We start from the raw sequence: 12,580 nt of genomic DNA on the forward strand, positions 1-12,580 counted from the left end.
TTAGCGCTGCTTTTTCTCCCATTCCCAAGCGGTTTTTACTATGAAGTAAGGATCATCGTATTTTGGTTTCCAGCCAAGCGTATTTTTTATCTTATCAACATTTGCAATAAGAACAGGTGGGTCTCCTGGTCTTCTATCGTAATTATATACTGGAAAATCAACACCTGTTACATCTTTTACTATATCAACCACCTCTTTTACACTTAAACCTCTTCCGTAACCGCAGTTAAAAATATCTGAATCAGCGCCTTCTTCAAGGTATTTCATAGCCTCAAAATGAGCATCCACAAGATCAGACACGTGTATATAATCTCTTATGCAAGTGCCATCTTTTGTGTTGTAATCAGTGCCGTATATGCCAAAATCTTTGATCTCACCTTTTGCGGCTTTTAAGGCTCTTAAAATAAGATGCGTTGGTTTTTTGGAAATTTGACCAAGCTCTCCTTCCGGATCTGCTCCAGCTACGTTAAAATACCTAATGGCAACATACCTTAAATCGCTTACTTTTGACACATCTTCTAAGGCTTTTTCAAAGTTTGCCTTAGATTGACCGTAAGGGTTTATTGGTTCTATAGAGTCTGTTTCTTTTACAGGTTTATCGGATTTTATACCGTAAACAGCTGCTGTTGATGAAAATATAAAGTTTTTTACTCCAGATTTTACAGCGTATTCTAAAAGCTTTAAACTGTTGCAAAAATTGTTTTCATAATACTTTATAGGTTGTTGTACAGATTCTTCAACAGCTATGTATGCTGCAAAATGTATTATCGCATCTGGTTTAAACTCTAATAGCGCCTCTAAGGTTTCTTTGCTTTGTATATCAGCTTGTAAAAACTTACCACCTTTTACAAATTCTCTATGACCTGTAGATAAATTATCTATCACAAGGACATCGTAGCCTCTTTTTAGGGCTTCTTTTAGCATGTGAGAGCCTATGTATCCAGCCCCACCGGTTATAACGATTTTCTTACTTATAAGCACTCCTCTTCAAAAGATGCTATAATTCTTAGTCTTCTTTCGTGCCTTCCACCTTCAAAGTGTGCGTCAAACCAAGCGTCCACTATTGATTTTGCCAACTCAATCCCTATTACTCTAGCACCTAAACATAAAATGTTTGCGTTGTTATCTCTTACGCTCATCCTTGCCATATATTCGTTTAGGCAAAGAGCAGCTCTTATACCCTTTATCTTGTTGGCGCTTATGGACATTCCAAGACCGCTTCCACATATTAATATGCCTCTGTCGGCTTTTTGGTTTTTGATATGAAGAGCCACTTCTTTGGCATATATAGGGTAATCTGTGGATTCTTTTGAATGTGTACCGCAATCTATTAGCTCATGGCCTTTTGATATTATATGTTCTTTTAAAGCTTCTTTTAAATCAAAGCCAGCGTGGTCTGAACCTATGGCTATTCTCATAAACACTCTCTTATAAGCTTATTTACAAGTTTTGGGTTAGCTTTACCTTTGGTAAGCTTCATAACCTCTCCCACCAAAAATCCTATTAGTTTTTCTTCGCCGTTTTTTAGCCTTTCTCTTTCTTGCGGGAATTTTTCTAATACGCTTATTACCACAGCTTTTATCTCTTCTTCGTTTGATATCTGCTTTAAGCCCCTTTCTTCTATGATAACATCTGGGTCTTTTTTGCTTGTTAGCATATCTTTTATAACTTCTTTTGCTATTTTTGTGGATATCACATCTTTTTTGATGAGCTCTACAAGCTTTGCAAGATGCTCTGGTGCTATTGGTATTTCTTCCATCTGGTTTTCATTCATAAACCCAAGTACATCGTTTAAAAGCCAATTGCTAAGGGCTTTGTACTCTTTAGTGTATTTTGTGGCTTCTTGGAAAAAGTCTCCTAACTCTTTTAGATTTGTAAGCACAGATGCTTCATACCTACTAAGACCGTAATCTTTCATCAACCTTTCTATACGCTCGTCTGGTAGCTCTGGCATATTGTCTTTTATGTTTTCTAAAAGCTCTTTACTTATGATAAGAGGAAGCAAATCAGGGTCTTTAAAATATCTGTAATCTTCTGCCTCTTCTTTAGTCCTCATTACAAAGGTCTTACCGCTTTGAGGATCAAAACCCCTCGTTTCTTGTTCTACAGATTTTCCTTCTAAGAGTATAGCCTTTTGACGTTCTATCTCGTACTCTATAGCTTTTTGTACAAATTTAAAAGAGTTTACGTTTTTTACCTCTACTCTCGTGCCAAGCTCTTGAGAACCTTTCGGCCTTAGAGATACATTCACATCGCATCTTAACTGGCCTTTTTCCATATCTGCTTTTGAAACACCAGCGTATCTTACTATAGCCCTTAGTTTTTCTAAAAACTCTTTGGCTTCTTCTGTGGAGTTTATATCTGGTTCTGTAACTATTTCCATAAGAGGTGTACCGGCTCTATTGAGATCCACCAAAGAGCTATCTTCGTAGTGGTTGTTTTTACCAGCATCTTCTTCTAAATGTAGCCTTCTTATTCTTACTTTTTTATGTTCTAAAAGCACAAAACCGTGCTCAGCTAAAGGCTTTTCGTATTGAGATATTTGATAACCTTTTGGTAAATCTGGGTAAAAATAGTGTTTTCTTGCCATTATCGATGTTAGATTTATATTGCAATTTAACGCTAAAGATGTTCTAATGCCATATTCTACTGCTTTCTTGTTGATAACTGGAAGGCTTCCTGGCAATGCCATGCATACTGGGCATACGTTTGTATTGGGGGGAGCATCGTACTCTATCTTACAAGAGCAAAACATCTTTGTTTTTGTATCCATATGAACATGCACTTCCAAACCTATAACCGGCTCAAATTCCATAGCACTTACATTATAGCACAAAGTTTAGGTTTAACGCTTTTAGTATGATAAAATTTTATTATGGAAATATTGGAAATCCCTATAGAAGAAGAGGCGAGACAATCTTACCTTGATTATGCGATGTCTGTTATAGTAGGTAGAGCTATACCAGACGTTAGAGACGGTCTTAAACCAGTTCAAAGAAGAATACTGTATGCAATGTATGAGATGGATCTAACCCCAGACAAACCCTTTAAAAAATGTGCCCGTATTGTAGGGGATACGATGGGAAGATATCATCCCCATGGAGATCAAGCTATATACGATGCTCTTGTGAGAATGGCTCAGGATTTTAATTTAAGGTATCCTCTTGTAATAGGACAAGGGAATTTTGGTTCTATAGACGGTGACCCGCCTGCTGCAATGAGATATACAGAGGCCAAGCTATCCAAGATAACGCTTAGCCTGTTGGAAGATATAGAAAATGATACCGTTGATTTTGTACCAAATTTTGATGAAAGTGTTATGGAACCTCAAGTTCTTCCAGCAAAGATGCCAAACCTTCTTTGCAACGGTACTACGGGTATAGCGGTAGGTCTTGCCACTTCTATCCCTCCTCACAATCTAAAAGAAGTTTGTGATGCTTTGGTGGCTTTGGCTCAAAACCAAGATATAACTGTGGAAGAGCTTATGCAATATATAAAAGGACCAGATTTTCCTACAGGCGGTATAATAGTAGGGGAAGTATCACCAGAGGTTTACAAAACTGGAAGAGGACAAGTGACTGTTCAAGCAAAGGCAAGGGTAGAAAAAACAAGCTCCGGAAGAGAGCAAATAATAATAACAGAAATCCCTTACATGGTAAACAAAGCAGAGCTTATAAAAAAAATAGCAGAGTTAGCAAGGTCTGGTAAGCTAAAAGAGATTTCAGATTTAAGAGATGAATCCGATAAAGAAGGCATAAGGATAGTAATAGAGCTAAAGAGAGATGCAAAAGGAGAGTCTGTATTAAAGAAGCTTTACAAAAATACATCTCTTAGAAAAAACTTCCCCATAAATATGGTAGCTTTGGTTGGGCTTGAGCCAAAGCTTTTAAATCTGAAAGATATTTTGCTAGAATTTTTCAAGCATAGGTTGAATGTAATCTATAGAAGAACAGAGTTTTTCTTAAGAAAAGCCGAAGAAAGACTTCATATAGTAGAGGGACTTTTGGTTTGTATAAAAGATATAGACAAGATTATAGAGACCATTAGAGCTTCACAAGATACCCAAGAGGCCAAAGAAAAGCTTATGAATGGCTGGAATCTAACCGAAAAGCAAGCTCAAGCAATACTTGACTTAAGATTGCAAAGACTTACATCTTTAGAAACTTCTAAGCTTCAAAAAGAACACGATGAGCTTATAGAAAACATCAAAACTTATAAAAATATATTGGAAAACAAACAAGAGAGGATAGACATTTTTATAAAAGAGACAAAAGAACTAGCAGAGCGTTTCAAAGACCCAAGAAGAACCTTCATTGAAGGTATGATAAAAGAAGATACCTATGTGGATGTTTTCGTCACAAGAAATGGATTTGTAAAACCTGTAGAGCTTTTGGAAGAGGAGAAATCTCCTATTGTTAATGTGGCAAGCTTAAAATTTACAGAGGGTCTTTTCGTAGTATCAAACAAAGGGAGAGTTTATTGGACTGCTGGGTCAGAAGCTTTGTCTGGAAGCTCCATTCATATGAAGGATACCGACGAGTACGTTGTAGGTGCCTTTGTGAGAGAGCAATACAACTCAAGGCTTCTTATCTTGACAAACAAAGGCTCTATAAAGAAAATACCTCTTGTGGAGTTTGAATACAAAACCCAAGGCTTTCAAATATTGAAGCTCTCAGAAGGTGAAGAGGTGGTTTATATAAGCGGTTCTCAAGATGAGAGCGAAATACTTATTTTAACCAAAAAAGGTTATATAAATAGAATCCAAACCCAAGACGTAGGAGCAACCACGTCTAGTTCAAAAGCCCTTCAATGTATAAAGCTGAATGAAAATGATGAGGCCATCTCAGTAAAAGCTTTAGACGACAAGGTTTTTGGGCTTTTAATAACAGAAGAAGGTTATGCTAAAAAGATAAAGCTAGAGGATATTCCCAAAAAATCTAGAACATCTCAAGGTATAAACGTATTAAAACAAAAGCTTTTAAACGCTTGCGATATAGTGTTTTATAACGATAATGATAATTTTGATGTGTTGATATCCACTTTAAACGGTTCTCATATAAAATTTGACATTAAAAGCCTGCTGCAACATATAAAAGTGCCTGCTGGTGTAGGTGTGCCTGAGGAAAAAGTGATTGATTTGAAAGACGACAAGATATATAGGGTGGTGTTGTTATGATTAGCATAGAGCTTATAAGGAAAAATCCAGAGTTTGTAAAGGAAAACCTAGCCAAAAGAGATATTTTTTTGAAAGACAGAATAGACGATATACTAAAGTTAGACGAAGAAAGAAGGCATAAGATAAAGAGGATTGAGGATTTGAGGGCTCTTAGAAACACTAAAAGCAAGGAGATAGGTAGTTTAAAAAAGCAAGGGTTAAACACCGAAGCTCTTGAAGAAGAAATAAGGTTAATTAAGGAGGAAATATCAACATTAGAGGAAGAGCTAGCCCGCATAGAAAAATATATGGAAGATCTTCTTCTTAGAGTGCCAAATCTATTGCACGAAAGCGTACCTTACGGTAAGGATGAAAACGACAACTTAGAGATTAAAAGATGGGGTGAGATACCAAAGTTTGATTTCGAAATCAAAGACCACGCTGACCTTGGCGTTTTGAGAGGTTTTATAGATTTTGATCAAGCTGCCGCTATATCTGGCAGTAGGTTTAGTATATTGAAAGGTCCTTTAGCAAAGCTAGAAAGGGCTCTTATAAACTTTATGCTTGATGTAAATACAAAAAACGGCTATCAGGAGATGATAGTACCTCATCTTGTAAAGCCTCAAACGTTGGTAGGCACTGGACAGCTTCCAAAATTTCAAGAAGAGCTTTACTATGTAAAAGATGATGATCTTTACCTCATACCTACTGCCGAAGTCTCTCTTGTGAATGTATTCAAAGATACCATATTAAAAGAAGATGATTTACCCATTAACCTTACAGCTTATACCCCTTGCTATAGGAGAGAAGCCGGTTCTCATGGAAAAGATGTGAAAGGGCTAATTAGACAACACCAATTTGATAAAGTGGAGCTTGTAAAAATAGTTCATCCGGATAATTCTTACGAAGAACTAGAAAAGCTTTTGTCAAATGCAGAGGAGATTTTACAACTTTTAGAGCTCCCTTATAGAGTGGTGGCTCTTTGCTCTGGTGATATAGGTTTTTCAGCTTCTAAGACTTACGATATAGAAGTGTGGATACCATCTCAAAATAAGTATAGAGAAATATCCTCCTGCTCTAACTGTGAAGATTTTCAAGCAAGGAGAGCAAATATAAGGTTTAAAGATAAAACTGGTAAAAATAGGTTTGTTCACACTTTAAATGGTTCTTCCCTGGCAGTTGGTAGGACGTTGGTGGCTATTATGGAAAATTATCAAACGAAAGATAATAGGATTAGGGTACCAAAGGTTTTAAAAGATTACATAAAGGAAGAGTACATATGAGAAGTGCACATATTTTTAGACAAACAAAAGAAACGGCTATAGATATGGAGATTGACTTAGACGGCTCTGGTGTTTATCAAATAGAAACCCCTGTAGGTTTTTTAAATCACATGATGGAGAGTTTTTCAAAGCATAGTTTTATAGACATAAAGTTAAAAGCCGAAGGCGATGTAGATGTATCTTACCATCATCTTGTGGAAGATGTAGGCATAGTGCTAGGGCAAGCTGTGTCTAAAGCCTTGGGAGACAAATCTGGTATAAATAGGTATGGTTTTGCAATTTTGCCTATGGATGAGGCTTTAGTGCTATGCTCTCTTGATTTTTCAGGTAGAGGACTTTTTTACTACGATAGAAAAGATCTAAGAGGTAAGATTACGGAGTTTGACTTTGAACTAATATGGGAGTTTATAAAAGGGTTTGCCTTGGAGTCAAAAGCCACCGTACACATAAAAATTCTCGATGGACACATACTTCATCATATAGCAGAGTGTAGTATAAAGTCTTTGGCTTTTAGTGTAAGGCAAGCTGTAGCAAAACAAGGCAAAGGTATCCCTTCTACGAAAGGGCTTTTATGAAGGAAAAGTTTAGGGGCATTGTTCTTGGATCTGCAATAGGAGACGCTATAGGAAAATCTTTTGAAGATTTGGATATTTACCAAGTGGAAGAGTTTTACAGGGATTTACCTATAACAAGCTTTGTGGAACCGCATCCTAGCTCTCCGGCATTTTTTCAAAGACCAAACGAACCTTCAGATGAAACCACTGTATCAAGGCTTTTGATAGAATCTATATTGGAATCTAACAAGCTTGATATCTATAACTATTTTGATAAGCTTAGAGTTTGGGCTTTTGATGAATCAGCTCATAGGTACCCGGATCCATTCATACTAAAAGCCATATACAATTTATCAAACAACGTAACGGAAGGTTTTAAATTCTCTTCGATAGAAGGTATACTGAGGGTTATAGCCACTTCCATGCTTCACTTTGAAAACGAAACCGTATCGGAAGAAGCGGCTAAGTTAGTTACAATGCTTACTCATAGAAGTGATGAAGCTTTGGACGGCGCTATTTTGTTTAATCGCTTTTTGGTAAAATCTATAAAAAACGATGAATCTTTAGAGACTTTAGAAAATAGAATAGGACTTTTAAAGGAGTTAAATTCTTATGTCAAAAGCTTTTATACAAAAAAAATGTTAGATACGTTGATAGATGCTCTGGAGGAAGGATATTCCAAAGAAAAAGCCATTGTAGGAATAGGTAATGGTAATTTTGTGTTGGAGAGTTTAGGGTTGTCTTTGTATTACTTTTTAACAGAAGGCATCGAGTACCCGTTTGATGCTTTTGTTAACGCTGTAAACTCTTATTGGGAGTTTGGCGGTGATACAGACGCTATAGGTTTTATTACAGGGGCTTTGCTGGGCGCTTACCATGGGTATGAGTTCTTACCAGAGGATTTGATACAAAATTTAGAAAACCATCAGCATTATATATATATAGCAGATAACCTTTACGAGCTTAGTAAAAAATTACATGCAAAATAGGTTAAAATATTAGTATGTTTGGATTCATGAATAGTGCAATAGGCATTGATTTAGGTACGGCCAACAGTTTGGTATTCATTCCAGGACGAGGCATTGTATTGGAAGAACCTTCTATAGTAGCTATAGACTCAAGAAAGCATAAAGTTTTGGCAGTGGGAACGGAAGCCAAGGAGATGCTTGGTAAAACTCCTGATTATATAAAAGCCGTAAGACCTTTAAAAGATGGTGTTATTACAGACTTTGAAATCACCCAGGTTATGATATCTCATTTTATCAAGAAAACGTTAGGTAAAGGTATATTAAAACCTAAGCCAAGAGTTGTAGTAGGTGTGCCTTCTGGTGTAACACCGGTAGAAGAAAGGGCGGTTATAGATGCTGCAAAGTCAGCCGGGGCAAGGGAAGTGTATCTTATAGCAGAGCCAATGGCGGCTGCTATAGGGGCAGATTTACCAATTTCTGAGCCCATAGGTAATATGGTGGTTGACATAGGTGGAGGGACTACAGATGTAGCTGTTATATCTTTGTCGGGTATCGTTATATCTCATTCTCTTAAGATAGCTGGCGACGAGATGAACGAAGCTATCATCGAATATATAAAAAGAAAGTTTAGTATGCTTATAGGCGAGCAAACCGCCGAAAAAATAAAGTTAGATCTTGGTTCTGCCGTAATACCAACGGAGAAGAGGGAGATGGAGGTAAGAGGAAGAGATGCAACGGGGCTTCCAAGGTCTATAGTTGTTGATTCTGTGCAAATATACGAAGCTTTGGAAGATACGTTAAATGCCATAGTGAGTGCCGTTAAAACTACTTTAGAAAAAACGCCACCGGAATTGGCTGCCGATATAGTGGAAAGAGGTATTGTGCTAGCGGGTGGAGGGTCTTTGCTTAAAAATTTGCATCATAAATTAACTCAAGACCTTGGTATAAAAACATACTACTGTGAAGATCCATTAAGAGCTGTGGCAAGAGGTGTTGGTAAAGTCGTGGACGATATAGATCTATTGAAGAAAGTATCCTTTACATGAGGCTCGGTTTTTTATATATTTTTTTGCTTTTTTTGTCTTTCATTTTTATTTTTGTTCCAAGTACGGCTTATTTGGTAAGCTACAATCCTTTTAATTATATAACTAACTATAGACTTTCGTCTTACGCTTTTATTAGCAATATGTTTAGATTGTATTTTGATTTAGTTGATGTTAGAAAAGAAAACGCTATCCTAAGGAAAAAGCTAAATTATTATAAAACCTTTAGCTATGAGCTTCAGAAATGTCAAAATGAAGCTAGACAGCTCTATTATATATCAAATAGTTTGGCTTTCATAAACAAACAATCAAACCCAAATGTGTACATTTCAAGAGTTGTTGGCTATGATACGTCTGGAAAGAAAAGCTTCTTGGAAATACAAAACAACGGCAAAATAAAAGAAGGAGATATAGTATCATCCAACGGATATTTTGTCGGTGTAGTTTATAAAGTCTATAAAGATGTGGCTTATGTTATGACGGTTTATAACAAACTGTTTAATACGATAGTTTATGATTATAGGACTGGTGATACTTATATTTATAAAGGTGGTTACCCTGATGGTAGCATAATAAACGCTACTTCTAGCGACGATATAAGGGTAGGAGATTTAATTTATTTTAGAAGCTTAAAAAACCAAGATATACCGTATTTATTGGTGGGCAAAGTTTTAGAGGTTAATAGATCGAAAAATTTATTTTTTTTAAACGTTAAACTAAGACCTATGGCCAATCCCAATATATATGATTTTGTGGTGGTATTAAATAGATGAGTGGTAAACGTTTTGCTGTTTGGTTTTTTGTACTTTTTATACTGGAATTCTTTTTTTTAGAAGGAAACGGCGTGTATCCATTTCCAGAAGCATTTTTACCTTTGATATTTTTAAATTTAGAAAATAAGTATATTCCGCTTTGGTCATTTTTAATGGGTATTTTAATGGACCTCAGCGTAAACACGTTGGGAGTTTTTACTTTCAGCTATACGCTTTATAGTATAATAATAAGACTTTTGCTTAGCTATACTTTAGAAACCAATTTTTTAAAAGTGCCCATGTTTTTTATTTTTGATCTGCTTGTAAAGCTAACAAACGTTGGTATTATTTATATAAAGTATGGTCATGTTGATTTTGGATTTTTAGGGTTTTTCATGTCAATTTTTATAGATTGTATAATATTTTTTGTGTTAGACAGGTTTTATAAAAATGTATGAGAAAAAATTACATTGTTTTTGCGCTTTTAATATTGATAGCTTATATTGCAATAGGTGCTAGATTATTTTATTTACAGGTAATAAAAGGAAGTAAGTATTATGAAGAGTCTAAGCAAAACTATACCAGACTCCAGATACTTTACCCTCCAAGAGGCGCTATAGAAAGCTCGGATGGTGTAAAGCTTGCCTATGACGTTCCCACCTACGATCTTTACATAGATCCTCAAGAAATATCCGAAAATAAAGATTTATCAAAAGAGATAAAAATATTTAAAAACATGTTTGGTATAGATATAACTAATACTATAAAGGTAAATAAAAATTCTATAACACCTATAAAAATTATGGACAATTTAAGCACCCAACAGCTAGAAACGTTTTATGCAAATTCTTATAAATTTCCTGGTATTTTTGTGGGTATAGTGCCAAAAAGGGTATATCCTTATGGAGATGAATACGCTCACATCTTAGGCTATGTAGGCTTGCCGTCTCAAAAAGATTTGAAAGAATATAATATAGGTCCTCAAAGCCTTGTAGGTAAAGCTGGTATTGAAAAGCGATTCAACAAATATCTTATAGGTGAACTTGGTTATAAAAAAATAATGGTAAATGCTTTAGGAAAAGAGCTTTACACTATTGATAAAAAATTACCCGCGCAGGGTGATACGGTGGTGCTTACTATAAACTCACAAATTCAAGACATAGTGCATAAGGTGTTTTTAAGCTCTGGTCAGAAAGTGGGTGCAGTTATAGTTATGAACGCTCACAACGGTGAGATATTGGCGCTGGATAGTTTTCCTGAGTACAATCCAAACGATGTATATAAAGACTGGAATAAGATTATAAATGACCCCTTGAGACCCTTTTTAAATAGAGCCACTGAGGCCATATACCCACCGGGTTCTGTCTTTAAAGTTCCTATTGCTATAGCTGCGTTAAAATACGGTGTTATAACTCCATCTTCCACCCTTGATTGCTCTGGGTACATTAAGGTTGGCAACCATATTTTTTACAACTGGCTTAGATACGACACAGGGTATCAGACAATAGACCAAGCTATTCAGAATTCTTGTGATACGTTTTTTTACCAACTCGGTATGAAACTTGGGCAGAGGAAGATATACGATATAGAAAAAGATTTTGGTTATGGTTCTAGCATACCCTTTGAACTATACAACTCGCCCGGCTTTTTGCCTACTAAAAGCTGGAAATTAAGGAAATTTCATCAACCTTGGTATGAAGGTGATACGGTTAATATGAGTATAGGGCAAGGATATGTGCTAGTAACTCTTCTTCAGCAAGTAACCATGATGGAGGGAATAGCAAACAACGGCGTAATATATCAACCCACCCTTTTAAAAGAAATAAAAACGGCGGACGGCAAAGTTATATTTAAAAACAGCAGAAAAGTATATAGATATGTAAAGGCACCATTAGAAGACTATTCTATAGTTAAAAAAGGGTTAAGGGAGGTGGTTTTAAAGGGTACCGGTACAAATGCACTTTCTACCATTGTAGATATAGCAGGCAAAACTGGTACAGCTCAAGTAGTCTTTGGAAAACATGTAGGGCCAAACAGCCCGTGGAAATATCAACCAGATGCTTGGTTTGTGGGTTTTGCACCGTATAGAGATCCTAAGTATGTGGTGGGTGTTATAGTGGAGCATGGTATTGAAGGAAACCTCACCGCCGCTCCTATTGTAAAAAGGATATTGGAACAAATATATATAAAAGGTATAAACAGAGAAATAAATTAAATTTTATAGAGATATAACCATGTTATAATATTTTTGTGAGAAAATTAACGTTAATTTTTGTTGTTATATTTGGTATTTTGCTTTTTTCTTGTGAAAAGCCAGTAAATCCAAGCATAAACGCTAAACCTTTTGATTTTAAGCTTTTATCTGGCAATAAAGAAGTATCTTTGAAAGATTATGAAAATCGTTATAAGGTGATTTTGATTTACTTTGGTTATACCCATTGTCCTGATGTGTGCCCTACGGTGTTGCACAGGCTATCTTCTATGTACAACATGCTTGGTGAGGATAAGAAATACGTAAAAGTTGTTTTTATAACTTTAGACCCCAAAAGAGATACCCCAAACGTTGCTGATGAATATGCTAAATTCTTTAACAAAAATTTTAGCGGTTTATCCGGAGATCAAAGCTACATAAAAAAAGTAGCAGATAGCTATGGTGTTGTTTACAAAATAGTCCCTTCAAAAACACAGGGTTATTTGATAGATCATACTGATAACATATATGTAATTTACAATAAAAGCCTAAAAACAATATTCTTTGACAAAGATCAAGATCCAACGTATATGGCATCTTATCTAAAAAAACTGTTAAAAAGTAAGGACTAAAA

The 12,580-nt window shown here is 35.8% G+C and carries 12 protein-coding genes; 9 read left to right on the forward strand and 3 right to left on the reverse strand.

Annotated elements, in window-relative coordinates; all coding sequences use genetic code 11:
- The 3 genes from galE to gatB are packed head-to-tail and all read right to left on the reverse strand — an operon-like array spanning position 1 to position 2,815.
- Positions 1-981 carry a UDP-glucose 4-epimerase GalE gene (galE, locus tag ACP5S8_RS00820; RefSeq protein ID WP_461875331.1) on the reverse strand — a complete coding sequence of 327 codons (981 nt, stop codon included), beginning with the start codon at positions 979-981 and terminating at the stop codon, positions 1-3.
- Positions 972-1,418 (reverse strand): ribose 5-phosphate isomerase B, encoded by a 447-nt coding sequence (rpiB, locus tag ACP5S8_RS00825; protein ID WP_461875332.1) that lies wholly within the window; start codon positions 1,416-1,418, stop codon positions 972-974. The genes galE and rpiB overlap by 10 nt, the downstream gene beginning before the upstream one ends.
- Positions 1,415-2,815 carry an Asp-tRNA(Asn)/Glu-tRNA(Gln) amidotransferase subunit GatB gene (gene gatB, locus ACP5S8_RS00830; RefSeq protein ID WP_461875333.1) on the reverse strand — a complete coding sequence of 467 codons (1,401 nt, stop codon included), beginning with the start codon at positions 2,813-2,815 and terminating at the stop codon, positions 1,415-1,417. The genes rpiB and gatB overlap by 4 nt, the downstream gene beginning before the upstream one ends.
- Positions 2,816-2,875: 60 nt before the next feature.
- Here gatB and ACP5S8_RS00835 point away from each other — a divergent pair, with 60 nt between their 5' ends.
- The 9 genes from ACP5S8_RS00835 to ACP5S8_RS00875 are packed head-to-tail and all read left to right on the forward strand — an operon-like array spanning position 2,876 to position 12,578.
- The gene (locus ACP5S8_RS00835) at positions 2,876-5,176 is read left to right on the forward strand and encodes a DNA gyrase/topoisomerase IV subunit A (protein ID WP_461875334.1); all 2,301 of its coding nucleotides are present in this window, start codon (positions 2,876-2,878) and stop codon (positions 5,174-5,176) included.
- Positions 5,173-6,438: a serine--tRNA ligase gene (gene serS, locus ACP5S8_RS00840; RefSeq protein ID WP_461870076.1), complete on the forward strand. Its 1,266-nt coding sequence runs from the start codon at positions 5,173-5,175 to the stop codon at positions 6,436-6,438. The genes ACP5S8_RS00835 and serS overlap by 4 nt, the downstream gene beginning before the upstream one ends.
- Positions 6,435-7,013, forward strand: a complete 579-nt coding sequence (gene hisB, locus ACP5S8_RS00845) for an imidazoleglycerol-phosphate dehydratase HisB (protein WP_461870075.1) — start codon at positions 6,435-6,437, stop codon at positions 7,011-7,013. Before serS ends, hisB begins: the two co-directional genes overlap by 4 nt.
- Positions 7,010-7,981 (forward strand): ADP-ribosylglycohydrolase family protein, encoded by a 972-nt coding sequence (locus ACP5S8_RS00850; RefSeq protein WP_461875335.1) that lies wholly within the window; start codon positions 7,010-7,012, stop codon positions 7,979-7,981. The genes hisB and ACP5S8_RS00850 overlap by 4 nt, the downstream gene beginning before the upstream one ends.
- A 14-nt stretch (positions 7,982-7,995) precedes the next feature.
- Entirely contained in the window at positions 7,996-9,006 is a 1,011-nt protein-coding gene (locus ACP5S8_RS00855) for a rod shape-determining protein (protein WP_461875336.1), read from the forward strand.
- Entirely contained in the window at positions 9,003-9,776 is a 774-nt protein-coding gene (gene mreC, locus ACP5S8_RS00860) for a rod shape-determining protein MreC (protein WP_461875337.1), read from the forward strand. Before ACP5S8_RS00855 ends, mreC begins: the two co-directional genes overlap by 4 nt.
- Positions 9,773-10,213: a hypothetical protein gene (locus ACP5S8_RS00865; protein WP_461875338.1), complete on the forward strand. Its 441-nt coding sequence runs from the start codon at positions 9,773-9,775 to the stop codon at positions 10,211-10,213. The genes mreC and ACP5S8_RS00865 overlap by 4 nt, the downstream gene beginning before the upstream one ends.
- A complete protein-coding gene (gene mrdA, locus ACP5S8_RS00870) occupies positions 10,210-11,970 on the forward strand; it encodes a penicillin-binding protein 2 (protein WP_461870070.1) in 1,761 nt (586 codons plus the stop codon). Before ACP5S8_RS00865 ends, mrdA begins: the two co-directional genes overlap by 4 nt.
- 35 nt (positions 11,971-12,005) lie before the next feature.
- The gene (locus ACP5S8_RS00875; RefSeq protein ID WP_461875339.1) at positions 12,006-12,578 is read left to right on the forward strand and encodes an SCO family protein; all 573 of its coding nucleotides are present in this window, start codon (positions 12,006-12,008) and stop codon (positions 12,576-12,578) included.
- Positions 12,579-12,580 lie beyond the last annotated feature (2 nt).

Source organism: Hydrogenobaculum sp., assembly GCF_049967395.1.
Classification (GTDB): domain Bacteria; phylum Aquificota; class Aquificia; order Aquificales; family Aquificaceae; genus Hydrogenobaculum.